Source organism: Aerococcus viridans (assembly GCF_002083135.2).
GTDB lineage: Bacteria > Bacillota > Bacilli > Lactobacillales > Aerococcaceae > Aerococcus > Aerococcus viridans_C.
The window spans coordinates 749,231-766,170 of sequence record NZ_NBTM02000001.1 but is presented as its reverse complement, the minus strand read 5'-3'; the positions used below and the strand labels follow the sequence as shown (position 1 = coordinate 766,170).

Genomic DNA, 16,940 nt, shown 5'->3' with positions numbered 1-16,940 from the left:
AGTTATTACTATACCCTAGATTTATGGGTTTTGATAGAATTAATTAGATTTTAATAAACGAAGTCCATTCAGAATAACGACCAACGTACTTCCTTCATGAATAATGACACTGATTGCTATATCTGTTAGACCTAATAAACTCACTACAACTAAAAAGGCTACGACTGCCATTGAAAAAAGGATGTTTTGCCATATGACACGATTCATTTTAGAAGAAATTCCATGAGCTTTAACCAATTTAGATAAGTCATCCTGCATTAAAACTAAATCAGACACCTCTACTGCTACATCGGTTCCGTCTCCCATGGCAATCCCTACATTTGCATTCACAAGGGCTGGGGCATCATTTACACCATCACCCACCATTGCTGTTACGCCGTATTTCTCTTTTTGCTCGTCTATAATTCGAGATTTATCTTCTGGCATGACATTCGCGATTACTTCATCTATTCCTAATTGTTCAGCAACTGCTTTTCCTGTCATTTCTGAGTCGCCAGTGATTAGAGTGGTGTGTATGCCTTGTTCTTTAAAGTATTTAATAGTTTCTTTTGCATGTTCACTTGGAACGTCCATGAGAGCTATAAGTCCAATGACATTCTCATCTTCTGCTACATATACGACTGTCTTACCTTCTGATGCCCACTCATTATTTAAACGAATATATTCATTTGCAACCTCGTCAAATGAAGTTGGTTTTCCGATCCGATAATTTTTGCCGTTGTAATCTCCTGTCAACCCTTTACCAATCTGATTTTCTACTTCAATAGTCAGTTGATTTTTTTGTTCAAACTTTCTTAGAATGGCATCTGCTAAGGGGTGATTGGATTCTTTTTCAAGAGCTACCACGATATCAATCATATTTTCTTCGTTCACGGAATCAGCAAAATAATAATTGGTTACTTCAGGTTTTCCTTTGGTCAAAGTTCCGGTCTTATCAAATGCAATGGCTTGAGTATCGGCTAATTGAGACAGGTAAGAACTACCTTTTGAAAGGACGCCTTTTTTGGCCAAGTTAGAAGTCGTCGATAAAGTTACCGATACAGTAGCTGCTGCTAAAGCACAGGGTGAAGCTGCCACTAAAAGGACCAATCCTCTATAGATACTTTGTGACCATGTCCAGTCTAGGAGAAAAGGAGCCAATAACATGAATAACGGAATGGCAATTAAAACAACTGTAACGTATTTCGGTTCAAATTTTTGGATTATACTCGCAGCTTTTGTTTGGTTGTCTTGGTTCTGGTTTACTAACTGTAAAATTTTTGAAAATACTGTATCTTTATTTTCTTTAGTGACTTCCATTGTGAAAGTACCTGTTCCATTGATTGTACTTCCGAAAACGTCGTCTCCTTTGGACTTCTCTTTTGGGATACTTTCTCCATTAATAGACGACTCATCAATGGACGTAGAGCCTGACAAAATGACGCCATCAATGGGGACTTGATCGCCATTCAATACTTGAAGTTGATCTCCCACTTTTAATTCACTGACGTCAACATTTTTTGTACTGCCATCAGGCTGGATTAACCGGGCAGTCGTTGGATTCATTTCGAGTAATTTCGTGATTTCTCGTTTACTTCTTCCTTCAGCGTAATCTTCCAGGAAATGTGCGCCTGAAAAAATGAGAATCAACAACGTTCCTTCCCAAAAATTCCCTATCGCTGAAGCTCCTATAGCCGCTAATCCCATTAAAATATGAGAATTAGGCGTAAACTTATTATTTGCTTTTGTATTCTCAATTGTCTCTCCAAGACCTTCCAGAACAATGACATGATAGCCCGCACTAATTGTGGCGAGTGAGAACATGATGTTTTTAATTAATTGATATTCTCCACTTAAGAACAATGCAACAATTGCCAATGCCAAACCAATAAAGTATAGAATAATAGGCATCTTCCCGTGATTGTGATCATGGTCGTGGTTATGTTTCTCTTTTTCCTGTGAATGTTGCTCTTTGGTAGTTTCCATTTCTATCACCTTTCTATTAAATTTCTTTGATTTTTGTTGACTTTTTTGTGCCTTGCAAATTCTGAGCTCGTTTGTTTGCTTAAGTAAGGCAAGGATTCATATGGTTTGGGCTTATCCAGTCTCCATCTCCTTTTATTTGTAAATCGGAATGATTCTGTAAACACATGAATTTACATTCATGTGTTTACAGAATCATATTAACTCACTGTATGAGTTTTGTCAAGACAAGATGCTTCTTATTCAAATGGACTACTATTGCTGATACAAAAGTCTTAATTTTGTCTATAAACAAAAAACTAGCATCGTTTTACTCATGTGGTATTATATATATGAATGGAAAATCATGTGAGAGGAATAAGAGCATATGGATACATCAACAACTTCGCCAATCAATAAAGAGAAGATCCAATCAATAAGCAAAGTATTCAAAGTGATTAGTGACCCTACACGCTTGTCAATTCTCTTTCTTTTACAGAAAGAAGAGCTCAGTGTTGGAAACATTGTGCTTGCATTGGATAAGGAACAGTCCGCGATTTCACACCAACTAAAAATATTGAAAGATTCACGTTTAGTGAAGGCAAGAAGAGAAGGGAAAAGCATGGTTTACAGTCTTGATGATCTTCATGTTTTCAGTATTCTCGAACAAGTCTTAACTCATATCAATGAACAAGAACAATAAAAGCTAATAAGGTATAAAACTAAATGGAGGTTTTTAAAATGTCAAAATCAGATAAAAATCATAATCACTCGCATCAGGATCAATCGAAAAAAAATATTAAAATTGCTTTTTTCACCAACTTTATTTTCTCCATAAGTGAATTTTTCTTTGGGTTTCTTTTCAATAGTGTGTCCATTATGTCTGACGCCGTTCATGATTTAGGGGACTCTATTTCAATTGGATTCGCTTGGTTTTTTCAAGGTTATTCAGAGAAAAAACAAGATGAACGGTTCACCTTTGGCTATAACCGATTTTCTTTACTGGGCGCGCTGATAACTGGCGTTGTGCTAATTAGTGGCTCGTTCTTTATGATCTATCGTAGTGTGCCACGTTTGCTTGACCCACAACCCGTAAATTATAGTGGCATGTTCTGGCTTTCTCTCGTAGCTATTGCATTGAATGGATATGCTGCTTGGATTTTAAGCAAAGGCACATCCAAAAATGAGGGTATGTTGAACCTCCATATGCTAGAAGATGTATTAGGGTGGATTGGGGTCTTGGTTGTGAGTATTGTAATGAACTTTACCGAGGCTTACCGATTGGATCCAATCTTATCGATTTTGATAGCACTCTATATCCTCTATAAAACTGTACCTGAATTTTTCAGTACAATGAAAATTTTATTGAACGGTTCGCCGGAAAATGTAAACGTAGAGAACCTGGCGAACTCCATTAACAATATTCCTGCTGTAAAGGACCTCTCTCATTTTCACATTTGGTCACTGGACGGAGAAGAAAATGCCCTTATCGTTACGGTTCTTATAGACTCTTCCGATATAAACAAGACTAGGGAAATCAAAGAAGAAATTGCAGAGCTTGCCCATACATCGGGTGTAAAGGATCATATCACAATAGAAATAACTACAAGTAAAGACGAACTGGAAAAAGGGTATGCTTATGGCAGTTAAAGTATTTATATATTGAAAAAAGGACTATTTTAAATCGAGTAGGAGACTAGCCAATTAATGGCTAGTCTCCTACTCGATTTATTAGTGCAAAGCACCCCTTAAATTTAATGCAAAATAAAATTACAATTTACACTTAATTGGCTTTTTTTACTTAATTTATCGGTTTCATAACTTATTGTTTTTGATACTGAAATTACAGAGAAAAAATAGAGTTTTTTTCTGATTTAACAATCTAATATAGATCCTGAATAATTCATACTTTTCGTTGAAACATGTGCCAACTGCCTAACGGCAGCTTAAATTTACTTTTTCATTTTCACCTGAAGGTTGGCATGAAAAAATCAAACACACTCAACTAGCCGATGCGATTCTGGATCGAATCAAGCACAATTCTCACCAAATCATAGTTGATGGTGAAGTATCCATGCGAGAGCGTCACGGTTTGGAGGGCATGAAATGATTCCGATTGAAGTTGAAACTCGTATCGCTCTTTTTTTATTTTCGACGATACCTTCCAGAAGATATCGATTTAAATCTATCCTCGTTACTCCTACCTTATTACTTAGAGGACGAAAAGCAGCCTTCGGCTGATGAAATGGTTAATTTAGCCACTAAGTTCCTTGAACAAGCTATGAAGGAATACGAATAATCTATTAATTTATTTTAAGATGAAAAACAGAGCTCATATTGGGCTCTGTTTTGATTAATTTCTTATTCTCTTCAATCAATTAGCGGAATGGACGACAACTTTCGCATTCAGTGGACGACTATTCCGCATTTACTGGACGAAACTAGTCGCCGTACTCACTTATTTTTTATTATACCACCGATACTATTCGTCAGAATATCCTCAGATTCATTGAGCTCGATAATAATCGGTGTCGTATTCATAGTTCCCTAGGACATAATAATTCCGTTGAGTTGGAGCGGTATCATGCATCATCAAGCCAGTGTGTCCATGATATTTTCCTTTTTGCAACTCAAAATAGTATGTGCTGTGGATCTAGTTTCTTTTTACTTCGGTGAACGGTTAATTTTGTTTGCCAGCATGTAATAACGTGTCCCCTTATACGACCTCGATCACTACTGACACCAGCAGCCGGTTTTTGATCTCTTTATAAAGACTTTTGTCCTTAGTATCAATGAACGTGATAAATCGCTCAAAGTGCTGGAATCTAAGGATTTCTAGGTATCGTCCCGACGTATCGAAACCACGCACTCTATGTGTGTTGTAGCTTAGCTATCGATGCAAAATAATATGTGAAGTGGGAAGTTTAAAGGTTTCATCTATTTTTTCTTGAGTCTCCCCAGAAGAAGAGTGCCACAGTTCCTGGACCGGTATGTGAACCTATTGTAGTTCCAACATTATTTATTTCAACCTTGTTCTTCAAGTTGGGAAATGATTCCTCGATTAATCTCGCGACTTCTTGAGCTTCAGAATTAAAAGCAGAATGAGATATATAACATTTATCAGAATATTCAAGATCTTTAATAGCATGATTCTTCATTTTATCTACAATTAAACTAATTACACGTCTCTTACCTCTTACTTTTTGTTGAGGAGTTAATTTTCCATTTTCATCCATATTTAACAATGGACAGATTTTAAATGTTGTTCCAACAAATCCAGATGTCTTTGAGATTCTTCCTCCTTTAACATAAAAAGATAAATCAGTCGAAAAAAACCAATGATGTAGATTCAGTTTGTTATTTTCTACCCAGTCATACAACTGTTCAAGTGTGTATCCGTCGTCCCTTAGATCTGCCAGTTTATCCATCAATAAACCATAACCAGACGATGCCGCAAGAGAGTCAACGATGTATATTTTTCGATCCGGATATTCCGCTTCCAATAGTTGCTTTGCTGCACACGCTGAATTATATACTCCAGATAATCCTGAAGACAGTGATACGTGTAAAATATCCTTCCCTTCTTTCAGAAACGAAGAAAAGTAATCTACAAACTCTCCTACATTTACTTGTGATGTTTTCGTCTCAGCCCCATTACTCATTGCTTTATAAAAATCGTCATATGAAATCGACTTACCAAGATCATCTTTATATTCTTTTCCATCTACCATAAAATGAAAACAAACATAATTTATACCACGACTGTTGAAGTGCTTTTCTGTTAAGTCTGCAGTCGAACAAGAACTTAAAATAAATTCTGACATCATCTTACCTCTTTTCTCTTCTCACATTAGCCTTTAATGAAATAATTGAATCCATTTGCAGAAAGTTCAGAAAGCTTAACTGAAATCTCATCAATAGACACGTTCTGATTGTTTCTAAACCAAGTTTGATATACAGCTATAATCCCAGCTATTGTATAGTCAATGATCATATCTTTATCAATCTCGTCCAAATCAGCAAACATGGTTTTATTCCTCTTGATTATTTCCTTAAGTTTTTTCCTGAATAATTCATACTTTTCGTTGAAACATGTGCCAACTGCCTAACGGCAGCTTAAATTTACTTTTTCATTTTCACCTGTTAAGTGATGAAAAAAGAACCCCATTCTGATATGGTAAAGGTGTCTAAACTAACCATAAGAAAGGAGTTCTCTTCATGATTAGCTTACACAAAAACCAGGTAAAATTCAATTCAAACATCATCATTTCGCATACAGGTGGTCGCTTATCGAGTGATTCGGGTTTAGTCTTAGTTAAAGAAGTAATGGATACCTTCAAGTTTTCTGATTTGGCAAAATCACTTCTGGACATTAAAGATAACCGTGCTTACTACACGCATGATAATTTAGCGATATTAGAACAGCTCATTATGCAATTGATTGCTGGTTATTCGGCAGACTCGTCAGCTAATCTGTTACGACAGGATCCAGTCTTTCAAATGGTGTTAGGCAGAAAACAATTAGCCTCACAATCGTCAATTTCACGGTTCAAGAAATACTCAAACGAAGGTAAATATACTGGTATCTTTTCAATGCTTCAAATGTTTGTGGTCACAAATGGGGTAGATACGAAGTACATCGCAGCTGCTGACGGCCAACATATTAATAAAGAGTTTTTAACTTCATGGGTAGATAAAAATAATAATAGAGTCAATAACTATTTAGGTTTTGCCAAAGAAGTGCTGTCTATCCCACAAGGTCATAAAATGATTACCGAGTTCTCTGTGTTAGATGCTGACCATAAAGCCATTATTTTACTTAGACCTTATCAAATTCATGCGATCTTAGCAGTAGAGCAAGCCGTAAGGCAACGTCAGTCTGGTTACGTGTGGCATACAACAGGTTCTGGTAAAACACTTACGTCTTATAAAGTGGCCAGAAACTTATTAAGAAGCCCCGCGTTAGATAAAACGATATTTATCGTAGACCGAATTGACCTTGACCAACAAACGGGTACTGCCTTTAAATCTTATGCAATGAATGACGTTGTAGAAGTGAATGATACGGATAACGTATCCGATTTGGTGCGAAAATTAACCGCTAATGACCGTGACTTAGTGATAACAACGATACAAAAATTAAATTATGTCATGAAACGTTACGGTGACAAAGAAGATAACCGTATCGCAAAGAAATTACGCAATTTAAACATAGGGTTCGTTGTAGATGAGTGCCACCGTGCTGTGACCCCTAAAAAACAACAAGAAATCACGAAGTTCTTCCCTAAATCCCTTTGGTATGGCTTTACTGGAACCCCAATATTCGCGGAGAATGCGCGAGATGAATTTGGGGATATGCCACGTACAACAGAAGAACAGTACGGCCCACGTCTACATGAATATACGGTAAAAGAAGCTATTCATGATAAAGCGGTACTCGGTTTCCAAGTTGAATATATTAATACACTCGAAAAGAACTCTATTGTAGATTATTTTGACCAATCAGGTATCGATATAGATGGGTTGAGTGAACATGAAATAGAAGCCAAATTACCTAGAGAAGCTTATGAAAACGATGAACACAAACTAAAAGTCATTGATCAAATCGTTAATTACTCAAGACATAAATTCAAACTTACTCGTGGCCCAGGGAACACCTATAGTGCGATTTTAACCACACGTTCTATTCCTGATGCACAACGCTATTATGAACTGTTTAATGAAGTAAAAGAAGGTAAATCAAGTGTTAAGATAAGTGAAAAAACAAAGAGTCTAGTATCAGACTTCCCGAAAGTAGCGGTGACTTATTCTTTAAACGAAACAGAAGAAACTTCTTTTGAACGTCAATCACAGTATAAACAAATCATTCAAGATTATAATGAAACGTTCAACACACATTATGACCTAGAACAGGTTAGAGCTTTTAACCAAGACATTAATAATCGTTTAGCACGGAAAAAAGATATATACCGTACACGTAGTGAACAATTAGATATCGTGATTGTGGTTGATCGTCTATTAACTGGATTCGATTCACCTTCAACAGCAATTTTATTCATGGATAGACCACCCGCAAAGCCGCACCATTTAATTCAAGCTTTTTCACGGACAAATCGTATCTACGACAAGGATAAACAATACGGTCAGATTACGACTTTCCAATATCCAAGTCAGTATCAAGAAGCTGTAGAAAATGCCTTTATTTTGTATTCTAATGGTGGAGAGAGCGCAATACAGGCACCAGGGTGGAATGAGTCATACGGACGATTCCAGGACGCTTATGAGCGTTTAATTTCTGTTGCGCCTAGTCCAGAGAGCATTGATGTCAATGACGATGTTGATACCCTTAAACTCTTTGTTAAAGCTTATCAAGAATTCGATAAGAGCTTAGGGGCTATCCAAGTATATTCAGAGTTTGATGAAGATGTGTTTGAACAACAATACAACTTACGTCCTGAAGTAATAGAGTCTTACCATGGTAAGTATGAGAACGCCTTAGAAAAAATTAGAGAACAAATCGATGAAGACGAAGAAGATGACTTAACGATTGACTTCGATTATCAGTTGTCTGAAGTAGGCAAGCAACAAATTGATTACGAGTACTTAATGCTGTTAATGCAAACGATCGTTAATGAACCTAATAGTCAAAATCGTATCAAACGTATTGTTGACGCTGAAGCTTATTTAACGAAATTTAAAGATAATAACCCTAAATTAGGTGAAATTATTGAAGATATCTTCTTAACAATCAAGGATGGTAATGAGTTAGCACAAGCAGAAAATACGCTTAATGTATCGAGTGAAATCGAAAAACGTATTGATGAGCGTGTCAGTGAATTGGTTCATGATTTATCGGAAAGTCTCTATGTCCAAGAAGATGATTTGCATTACTTAATCGAGAATTATAAACCAGAAAAAGCGGGTAAACAAACTGGAGAGAGTAACCTCCTTGAGAATATGGATAAAGACCGTTATCTAGAAGAAAATCGGAAGAAAGTGCAGAAGAAATTCAGAGTGAAAAAATTCGCTAAACAAGCGTATACCGATGTAATCGAAAGCGAAATACTCCCGTTAACGAACAAAAACTTCTAAAAATGAATAACAAAGAAGGAGCTGGGACAAAAGGTCTCTCAAAAAAATACACTCCCAAAACTATAAACTTTTTTGTTCAGTAGTGGGAGTGTATTTTTCTATATCTTTATAAAAATAAACGAAAGTGGGACTACTTTTTTCGCAAAAGTAGTTTTGTCCCAGCCTCTTCATTTAATTTTATGCTTGTGTCTTGATTAAGGCTTCAAATAAGTATTTACTAGATTCAGCTCCTGGATCAGGTTCACCAATAGACCGTTCCCCATAGTAGGAAGCACGACCTTTCGTCGCTTTAAGTTCAGCCGTTTTAGCGCTAGCCTCATCCAATACTTCTTGGCTTAAATTATTGGCTTTTAGAGCTTCAACAGCCGGATGCCACATATCAACCATCGTTTTTTCACCAGGTTCTGCTTTACCTCTTTGTTGAATTTTATCTAAACCAGCTGCAAAAATATCCGCGAGATTTTCTGAATTTTTAGCCGTTGTTGCCATGGCTAGGAAGGCAGAACCATATAAAGGACCGGATGCACCACCAATCTTACTCATTAGGGTTTGCGCAACAGTCATAAACAGTGCTGATACATCTGCTGGTTGTTTGCTTTCCAAGGCTTCCTTAGTAGCAACTGCACCGCGGGCCATGTTATTACCGTGGTCCCCGTCACCGATTTTTTGGTCTAAATCAGATAGATAAGCTTTTTCTTCTATTAAGCGGTCAAACCAATGGTCTAACCAAGTTATTGTTTCATTTACATCCATACATGACATCCTTTCTTAACTAAACTATCCCCAAGCTGCAGTGTTTACTGGCGCTTGTAGGGCACTTACCCAGTCTGGGTCCTCAAGTTTCAGTAAGGTTAATGACGCCCCTTGCATTTCCAGTGAAGTCATCAGGTCTCCTACCTTAACAAAATCAACTTCTAGCCCTTCATCTCCCAACTGTCCTTGAATATCATTCCAGAATAGGTAAAGTTCCATTAACGGTGTACCGCCCATACCATTGACCAATACGGCAAAATGATCTCCAGTTGTCCAGTTGAATTCTTCTTTTAGTCTACCAATCAATTCAGCGGCCATTTCCTTAGCCGGTTTGATTTTCTCACGACGATAACCAGGTTCCCCATGGATCCCAATACCATATTCAAATTCATCATTTGCAATGTCAAAACCAGGTTTACCTACTTCAGGGACGGTTGCGGCTGTTAAGGCAAGGCCGATAGATTTAAGATTATCGTTAACTTTTTCCGCAATAGCTTTTAAATCATTTAAAGATTTCCCTTGGTCTGCGTAGTAGCCGATGATTTTATGCATAAAGACTGTACCGGCAATGCCACGTCGGCCTGCGGTATAGGTAGAATCTTCCATAGCAATATCATCATCAACGATGACTGCGGCGGTTTCAATGCCTTCAGCTTCCGCAAATTCCTGGGCGATTTCAAAGTTCATCACGTCACCAGTATAGTTTTTGATGACTAAGAAGACACCAGCCCCATTATCAGCAGCTTTAATCCCTTCTAAAATTTGGTCTGGCGTTGGAGAAGTAAAGACTTCCCCAGAAACGGCTGCTGACAGCATCCCTTTACCGACGAATCCTGCATGACTTGGTTCGTGTCCAGATCCCCCACCAGAAACAATCCCAACGATATTTGGGGTTTCTGCTGTACGGTAGAGGACTTGAGTATCTGGCACTTGAGCAAGAATATCCGCGTGCGCACTGGCTAAACCCTTGACCATTTGGCTGACAATATCACCGGGTTGGTTGATAATTTTTTTCATGAAAAAACCTCCTTAGGCATGGATAACACGGTTACAATCAACGACTTTAAATAAGATAAGCATGCGTTAGGACACTTAGCTTTGTTCTTTAATGGCTTCTAAAATTTGGTCTGGTGTACGATTAATGGTTGATTGAACAGCACCCACATAGGCCCCTTCAACCAGCGGCCCTTCAACAAGGTGGATATGGGCTTTTATCTCGTCCTCCACGAAGTCTAGGGCCGTTTCCGCCGATAAGACGGCTGATCCCATATCCGTGAAGATGAAAATTTCCTTGTCCGTATTAGCAAAAATGGCCTCCGTGATCTTGCTGACAGACGTACCGATTTCGCCGTCGTCGGTCCCCCCGGCAGCGATGACTGAAAAGGCATTGTTGTCGTCGGGTACCATGGTTTCTAACAATTCTTTGAGCCCCTCTGTGATGGTTTGGCTATGAGACACTAATATTAGTAAATTTGTCATATATGAGAAGCCTCCGTATGTAAGTTCCCTAAAGTGGTATGTACTCGCTTACATTCTATCAAGAAAATGTTAAGACAACAAGCAATAGCCATTGGGACTTAAATGAGATGTCATGATTAGTGAGTAAGACTTCGGACTATACTTTCCTAGCATTGCCCTGAAGAGCTGGACAAGCGGTGGGGCCAGAATTAGCCAAGGTTTTGATAGGTTAAAACGATTGCCTTTAAGCGATTGTCTCTTGAATCAAAATCCTGTTAGATATGATAGAATGAGAATATCAAGACAAGGATAGACAAATTATAGGAGGCACAAACATGGTAGATATTTTAAAAGATTACAGTCCTGACCGTTCAAACACCAAAGCAATGAAATGGCATGATTTAGAGACAGTTTTTGGGGACAAAGACTTATTGCCGATTTGGATTGCGGACATGGATTTTGCGCCAGCCAAAGAAGTGACGGCAGCCATTCAATCTTTTGTGGATGACCAATACTTTGGCTATTATTCAGTGCCAGATTCTTATTACCAATCAATGATTGATTGGTCAAATGACCATTTCCAATATGAAACAAAGGCCGAATGGTACCGGTTTGCTCCAGGTGTATGTACGGGTATTGCCTTTGCCTTACATGCGTATACCAATGAAGGGGACAACATTTTAATTCAAAACCCCGTTTACAATCCCTTCCGTACGGTTATTGAAGAAGCTAATCGGACTTTAGTGATGCAAGATTTATTGGGCAATGAACAAGAAGGGTACACAATTGATTTTGACGCTTTGGAGAGTGCCTTCAAAGATGACGATATCAAGGTTTTCTTATTCTGTTCACCGCAAAACCCAACTGGTCGCGTTTGGCATCGTGATGAATTGGCTAAAGTAGTGGCTTTATGTAAGCAATACGATGTCTTATTATTCTCTGATGAAATCCACCGTGATTTGATTATGCCAGGACATGAGCATATTGCTATTGGAAATATTGACCCAGATTTTGACAATTATGTCCTTTTCGCCTCGCCATCAAAAACCTTTAACTTAGCTGGTTTTAACCATTCATTTATGGTGGTGCCACGGGTTGATTTAAGAGAAAAATTGGATACGTTCTTACATGCGATTCATGTGACTGGCGGGCAACCTGCTGGTTATATCGCGTCAGAAGCGGCCTATACCTACGGGGCTGAATGGGTGGAGAACGTCAACCAAGTGATTTGGGACAATTACCAATTACTTAAAACAACAGTCCAAACAGCCTTGCCACAAGTTCAATTCTCAGACTTACAAGGAACTTACCTTGCTTGGCTTGATTTAGGCGCTTATGTGAAAAATGCAGACCTGAAAGAAGTGGTTCAAGACCGTGCCCGTTTAGGTGTCAATTATGGGACCACTTACTGGCCAACTAGACCAGAAGATACCCATATCCGGATTAATCTAGCGACTAAGACAGAGATCATTGAAACAGCTGCAAATAATTTAGTTAAAGCAATTCAAGAATGGCAATAGTCTGTCGTAGAAACAGTCAATATACATAAAAAGACCTGCTTCTCATATTGAGCGTGGCGGGTCTTTGTTGTAAGTATATTTAATGAATTAGTTTTCCTGGTAGGGTTCGACATGGACGTCGATAGCGGTGACATCTTCTGTTTTTTGTAGGGCGGATTCTACTTTTTCAGTGATAGCATGACCCGCTTGAACAGAAATTTCTGGGTTTACCAAGATGGTAATGTCGATATAGACATTGGCCCCGTAATTACGGCCGCGGATATCAGAAACTGCGCGCACGCCAGATACCATGAGGACTATTTTCCGATAGTTATCTAAATCTTCTTGGGGGAAGCCGTCTGATAGGGAAAAGGCGGACTCTTTGAAGATGTCATACCCTGATTTGATAATGATTAAGCCAACGACAATAGCCATGGCACCATCTAGCCAAAGGATACCGGTACGACTTAGGACGACCGACAAGGCAGTTGCGAAAGAGGTCAGGGCATCGGATAAATTGTCCTTTGCAGAAGCTTTAAGACTTGGACTATTGAGTTTATTGCTAAGACGGTTGTTGTACCAGTAAACACCGGACATAATGACCCCAGAAGACAAGCCAACAACCGCATTAATGGGTGTTGGAGCTGCGTATTCTTGGTTGATTAAGGCCGTAGTTGAATCAATGGTCACCGTAATCCCGATATAGAAAATCACGAAGGACATAATCAGTGTAGTAATGGTTTCAATTTTATAATGACCATAACGGTGGTTTTGATCAGCTGGGCGTTGGGATAGGATCATGCCCACTAGTAGGGCGATTGACGCAAATGAATCGGTAAAGTTATTCAAACCATCCGCAAAGACCGCATCTGAGTCAAAGCTGTAGCCGACAAGGAGTTTGGCGGTCGAGATGATGACGTAAGTGACGATACTGAGATAAATTCCGCGCCGGGCTAGTTGTGGGTTGGTGTTGCTTGGTGTCATGTTAGGTTCATTTTCCATGTGAAAACCGCTCCTTTAAATTGAATCGATAAGGGGTAAAAGTTGCCAATCTAGAAAAAAGCAATTCTTTCCATTATAGCGACTGGCCATACACTTTACAAGGTAGTTCATCTAGAAATGACACCTCTTTTTTACAAAAAATTGTCTGAATTCTTACAGAATTTCAATAAAATATGATTGACTTAAAATGTCAAGTAATATAACATGAGATTAAAATACAATTAAAAAAGAATGAAGGTGACTTGACATGAAGGAAAAAGAGCTACGCCGTACGCTAGCTGTTTTCCCAATTGGGACAGTTGTACAGCTAACAGATTTGACACCGAGACAGGTGCGTTACTACGAAGAACAGAAGTTAATTAAACCAAAGCGTTCAGAAACAAATCGCCGGATGTACTCCTTAAATGATGTCGATCGATTATTAGAAATCAAAGATTATTTAAATGAGGGTATGAGCATCCAAGCGATTTATAATACATATAATCGTCAACATACGCAGCCTAAAGTGACAGATACCAAGCAGCTGACCGACGAAGATGTTCGCCGCATTCTATATAATGAAATCTTGAACCAAGGTGGTTTCAGAAACGCTGGCGCCGATCAAGACTATCCATTGCGCTAGTTGCGACAAAAGTCGTTACGGCTCTCACACCTTTAAAAATGAAAGTGACTAAAAAGCAGTATAGTAACTAAAAAGTAGCATATCTAGTAGAGGAGATTTTCTATGAACCAAATTAATAAAGATTATCAACGATTACCAGGCTCTTATTTATTCGCAGAAGTAAAACGTCGCCAAGAGGCTTATGAAAAAGCACATCCAGACCAAAACGTGATTCGTTTAGGTGTTGGGGACGTCACTTTACCGCTAGCACCAGCAGTCATCGAGGCCTTACATAAGGCCGTAGACGAACAAGCAGATGCCGCTACTTTTAAAGGTTATGCGCCAGACCACGGTTACGACTTCTTACGTGAAGCCATCCAAAAAAATGACTTTGCAGCTCGTGGTGCAGATGTGAAAGTGGATGAAATCGTTATTTCTGACGGTGCGAAATCAGATTCTTCAAACATTCAAGAAATCTTTGGCCCAGACATCAAAATCGCTGTTGGTGACCCTGTTTACCCAGTTTACATCGACTCAAACATCATGGCTGGTCGCGGTGGTGACTACAACGAAGAAACGGGTAAATGGTCGGACTTAGTTTACTTATCAGCTACTGCGGAAAATGACTTTAAACCCGCGCTACCTGAGGAGCCAGTTGATTTAGTATACCTTTGCTACCCTAACAACCCTACAGGGACAACTTTAAACACCGCTGACCTACAAAAATGGGTAGACTGGGCTAACGAAAATGATGCGATCTTAATCTTCGACTCAGCTTACGAGTCATTCATTACTGAAGAAGACGTGCCACATTCAATCTTTGAATTACCAGGTTCACGTACTTGCGCTATTGAAATCCGTTCATTCTCAAAACGTGCCGGCTTTACTGGTGTGCGTTTAGGGGCTACGATTATCCCTCAAGAGTTAGAAATCGATGGCGTATCCCTATTAGACTTATGGAAACGTCGTATTTCAACGAAATTCAACGGTGCACCTTACATCGTACAACGTGCTGGTGAAGCAAGTTACTCTGAAGAAGGTAAAGCACAAATCGAAGAAATGTTAGCTTACTACCGCCGCAATGCTATCCTGATTAAAGAAGGTTTGGAAGAGGCTGGCTATGAAGTTTTCGGTGGTGTAAACGCGCCTTACGTTTGGTTGAAAACACCAGCAGGCATGGACTCATGGGACTTCTTTGACTTCCTATTAGAAAATGCACAAATCGTTGGGACACCAGGTGTTGGTTTCGGTCCTTCAGGTGCCGGCTACTTCCGATTAACAGCCTTCAATACCTATGAAAAAACAGCAGAAGCTGTTGAACGTATTAAGGCTTTAAACAAATAGTTAAATAATCGAAAAGGGTAGGGCCTCGGTTCTACTCTTTTTGTTTGCACAAATTTAATCGAAATGATGCTGCTTTTTTTCTCAAAGCCAGTGTGCAAACTGTTATCGCTTTTTCCGATTATTCTTGAGTGATTACTCCTCCAGTCAATGTCTTACATGTCATGTTAAGATGGGAATAATAGATAGACTCGATTAGGAGGAATATATAATGAAGAAATCTTTGTGGTTATTAACGGGGGCAACCATTTTCCTAGGGGCATGTGGCAATAGTGGATCAGGTGAATTGGCGCAAGTTTCCGTGGCTTCGCGTGGGTCGGATGTTGAAATCTGGGACTTTATCGCAGAGTCAGATGCCGCAGCTGAAGCGGGACTTGATATTGAGGTGATTTCAATTGACGGTGACGGAGTCCAAACTAATACGGCAACGGCTGAAGGAGAAGTAGACGCCAACGCCTTTCAAAATATAGGCTACATGGATACCTTCAACGAAAACTCTGACAACAAATTAGTGCCAATCGCGACTACCTACCGAGAACCAATGGGGGTTTATTCTGACCAGTATACGGACATTGACCAGGTAGCTGATGGCGACTTAGTAGGGATTTCAACTAACAGCGCGAGCCAGGCCCGCGAATTAGCTGTCCTTGCAGGGGCCGGATTAATTACCCTAGCTGATGATTTCAACCCCAATTCAGGTACAATTGATGACATCACGGACAATCCCTTGAATTTAGAATTTATTGAAGTGGACGAGTTACAATTAGCCCGTAGCTTGCCGGACTTAAACCTTGCAGTCATAGGCAACACTATCGCCCTAGAATCAGGTCTAAACGTGACGAAAGATGCTATTTTCGTTGAGGAATTGGATGAGAATGCCAATGGCACGATCAATGTGATTGCTACTGCAGCAGGCAACGAAGACGATGAAAACATACAGAAATTGTCTGATTTATACCATTCTGAAGAAGTTCAAGACTTTATCTCTGAAGAGTTCGATGACACCAAATTAGAAGTCCAAGTGCCGATTGAAGACGTTTGGTCAGCGGAATAGGTCGTCGGTGTGTCAAGATCAGTGTCATATTTCCTGTCATCATTGGAGGATAAAACGACTTTTTTGGTTAAATGTAATATTATTTTATACAAATAATTGATTTTATGCAAAGTACAGAATCTATACAAAATCTGATTTTACGCGTTTTTTATGTATATGAGAAAACTTTAATTTTTCGATTAAAGATAATTTTGCAATC

The 16,940-nt window shown here is 39.0% G+C and carries 13 protein-coding genes and 3 pseudogenes; 9 read left to right on the top strand and 7 right to left on the bottom strand.

Translation table 11 applies throughout. The annotated features are described in order from the left end of the window. Nucleotides 1-39: 39 nt before the first annotated feature. Nucleotides 40-1,965 (bottom strand): heavy metal translocating P-type ATPase, encoded by a 1,926-nt coding sequence (locus A6J77_RS03805; protein ID WP_083068343.1) that lies wholly within the window; start codon nt 1,963-1,965, stop codon nt 40-42. Between the two features lie 364 nt (nt 1,966-2,329). Between A6J77_RS03805 and A6J77_RS03800 the strand changes: the two genes are divergently transcribed. The 3 genes and pseudogenes from A6J77_RS03800 to A6J77_RS03790 all read left to right on the top strand — a co-directional run. Next, complete coding sequence (locus A6J77_RS03800) at nt 2,330-2,644, top strand: ArsR/SmtB family transcription factor (RefSeq protein WP_003143660.1); 315 nt, start codon at nt 2,330-2,332, stop codon at nt 2,642-2,644. Nucleotides 2,645-2,682: 38 nt separating this feature from the next. Next, nucleotides 2,683-3,591 (top strand): cation diffusion facilitator family transporter, encoded by a 909-nt coding sequence (locus tag A6J77_RS03795; protein WP_083068341.1) that lies wholly within the window; start codon nt 2,683-2,685, stop codon nt 3,589-3,591. A gap of 328 nt (nt 3,592-3,919) precedes the next feature. Further along, a pseudogene (locus tag A6J77_RS03790) lies at nt 3,920-4,051 on the top strand (ATP-binding protein); the annotation flags it as partial. Between the two features lie 823 nt (nt 4,052-4,874). Here the strand turns inward: A6J77_RS03790 and A6J77_RS03780 are convergent. Both A6J77_RS03780 and A6J77_RS09345 read right to left on the bottom strand, forming a co-directional pair. After that, nucleotides 4,875-5,765 carry a DegV family protein gene (locus tag A6J77_RS03780; RefSeq protein ID WP_083068339.1) on the bottom strand — a complete coding sequence of 297 codons (891 nt, stop codon included), beginning with the start codon at nt 5,763-5,765 and terminating at the stop codon, nt 4,875-4,877. A 26-nt stretch (nt 5,766-5,791) separates the two neighbouring features. Beyond that, a pseudogene (locus A6J77_RS09345) lies at nt 5,792-6,007 on the bottom strand (TetR-like C-terminal domain-containing protein); the annotation flags it as partial. A 152-nt stretch (nt 6,008-6,159) separates the two neighbouring features. Between A6J77_RS09345 and A6J77_RS09340 the strand changes: the two are divergent. Together A6J77_RS09340 and A6J77_RS03775 are read left to right on the top strand one after the other, a co-directional pair. Next, nucleotides 6,160-6,496 (top strand): annotated as a pseudogene (locus tag A6J77_RS09340) (transposase); the annotation flags it as partial. 38 nt (nt 6,497-6,534) lie between these two features. Beyond that, nucleotides 6,535-9,033 carry a type I restriction endonuclease subunit R, EcoR124 family gene (locus A6J77_RS03775; protein ID WP_321572537.1) on the top strand — a complete coding sequence of 833 codons (2,499 nt, stop codon included), beginning with the start codon at nt 6,535-6,537 and terminating at the stop codon, nt 9,031-9,033. Between the two features lie 177 nt (nt 9,034-9,210). On the opposite strand, the gene dhaL is transcribed toward A6J77_RS03775, so the two are convergent. From dhaL to dhaM, 3 genes are all read right to left on the bottom strand, one after another. Then, a complete protein-coding gene (gene dhaL / locus A6J77_RS03770; RefSeq protein WP_083068336.1) occupies nt 9,211-9,786 on the bottom strand; it encodes a dihydroxyacetone kinase subunit DhaL in 576 nt (191 codons plus the stop codon). A 24-nt stretch (nt 9,787-9,810) separates the two neighbouring features. Then, on the bottom strand, nt 9,811-10,803 hold the full coding sequence (dhaK, locus tag A6J77_RS03765; protein WP_083068334.1) for a dihydroxyacetone kinase subunit DhaK: 993 nt from the start codon (nt 10,801-10,803) through the stop codon (nt 9,811-9,813). 75 nt (nt 10,804-10,878) lie between these two features. Continuing rightward, nucleotides 10,879-11,265 carry a dihydroxyacetone kinase phosphoryl donor subunit DhaM gene (gene dhaM / locus A6J77_RS03760; protein ID WP_083068332.1) on the bottom strand — a complete coding sequence of 129 codons (387 nt, stop codon included), beginning with the start codon at nt 11,263-11,265 and terminating at the stop codon, nt 10,879-10,881. A gap of 314 nt (nt 11,266-11,579) precedes the next feature. Between dhaM and A6J77_RS03755 the strand changes: the two genes are divergently transcribed. After that, complete coding sequence (locus tag A6J77_RS03755) at nt 11,580-12,764, top strand: MalY/PatB family protein (protein WP_083068330.1); 1,185 nt, start codon at nt 11,580-11,582, stop codon at nt 12,762-12,764. Nucleotides 12,765-12,851: 87 nt separating this feature from the next. On the opposite strand, the gene A6J77_RS03750 is transcribed toward A6J77_RS03755, so the two are convergent. Beyond that, nucleotides 12,852-13,745: a cation diffusion facilitator family transporter gene (locus A6J77_RS03750; protein WP_083068328.1), complete on the bottom strand. Its 894-nt coding sequence runs from the start codon at nt 13,743-13,745 to the stop codon at nt 12,852-12,854. A 247-nt stretch (nt 13,746-13,992) separates the two neighbouring features. Between A6J77_RS03750 and A6J77_RS03745 the strand changes: the two genes are divergently transcribed. The 3 genes from A6J77_RS03745 (at nt 13,993) to A6J77_RS03735 (ending at nt 16,741) form a co-directional block, all read left to right on the top strand. Beyond that, the gene (locus A6J77_RS03745; RefSeq protein WP_083068327.1) at nt 13,993-14,367 is read left to right on the top strand and encodes a MerR family transcriptional regulator; all 375 of its coding nucleotides are present in this window, start codon (nt 13,993-13,995) and stop codon (nt 14,365-14,367) included. A 102-nt stretch (nt 14,368-14,469) separates the two neighbouring features. Further along, nucleotides 14,470-15,690 carry an LL-diaminopimelate aminotransferase gene (locus tag A6J77_RS03740; RefSeq protein WP_083068325.1) on the top strand — a complete coding sequence of 407 codons (1,221 nt, stop codon included), beginning with the start codon at nt 14,470-14,472 and terminating at the stop codon, nt 15,688-15,690. A gap of 208 nt (nt 15,691-15,898) precedes the next feature. Next, nucleotides 15,899-16,741 carry a MetQ/NlpA family ABC transporter substrate-binding protein gene (locus A6J77_RS03735; protein WP_083068323.1) on the top strand — a complete coding sequence of 281 codons (843 nt, stop codon included), beginning with the start codon at nt 15,899-15,901 and terminating at the stop codon, nt 16,739-16,741. Nucleotides 16,742-16,940 lie beyond the last annotated feature (199 nt).

What these genes read in the sequence shown, in the direction of transcription:
- A6J77_RS03780 (WP_083068339.1), bottom strand. Translation starts at nt 5,765, where the DNA reads ATGTCAGAATTTATTTTAAGTTCTTGTTCGACTGCAGACTTAACAGAA.
- A6J77_RS03755 (WP_083068330.1), top strand. Translation starts at nt 11,580, where the DNA reads ATGGTAGATATTTTAAAAGATTACAGTCCTGACCGTTCAAACACCAAA.
- dhaL (WP_083068336.1), bottom strand. Translation starts at nt 9,786, where the DNA reads ATGGATGTAAATGAAACAATAACTTGGTTAGACCATTGGTTTGACCGC.
- A6J77_RS03740 (WP_083068325.1), top strand. Translation starts at nt 14,470, where the DNA reads ATGAACCAAATTAATAAAGATTATCAACGATTACCAGGCTCTTATTTA.
- dhaK (WP_083068334.1), bottom strand. Translation starts at nt 10,803, where the DNA reads ATGAAAAAAATTATCAACCAACCCGGTGATATTGTCAGCCAAATGGTC.
- A6J77_RS03805 (WP_083068343.1), bottom strand. Translation starts at nt 1,965, where the DNA reads ATGGAAACTACCAAAGAGCAACATTCACAGGAAAAAGAGAAACATAAC.
- A6J77_RS03795 (WP_083068341.1), top strand. Translation starts at nt 2,683, where the DNA reads ATGTCAAAATCAGATAAAAATCATAATCACTCGCATCAGGATCAATCG.
- A6J77_RS03745 (WP_083068327.1), top strand. Translation starts at nt 13,993, where the DNA reads ATGAAGGAAAAAGAGCTACGCCGTACGCTAGCTGTTTTCCCAATTGGG.
- dhaM (WP_083068332.1), bottom strand. Translation starts at nt 11,265, where the DNA reads ATGACAAATTTACTAATATTAGTGTCTCATAGCCAAACCATCACAGAG.
- A6J77_RS03735 (WP_083068323.1), top strand. Translation starts at nt 15,899, where the DNA reads ATGAAGAAATCTTTGTGGTTATTAACGGGGGCAACCATTTTCCTAGGG.
- A6J77_RS03800 (WP_003143660.1), top strand. Translation starts at nt 2,330, where the DNA reads ATGGATACATCAACAACTTCGCCAATCAATAAAGAGAAGATCCAATCA.
- A6J77_RS03750 (WP_083068328.1), bottom strand. Translation starts at nt 13,745, where the DNA reads ATGGAAAATGAACCTAACATGACACCAAGCAACACCAACCCACAACTA.
- A6J77_RS03775 (WP_321572537.1), top strand. Translation starts at nt 6,535, where the DNA reads ATGCTTCAAATGTTTGTGGTCACAAATGGGGTAGATACGAAGTACATC.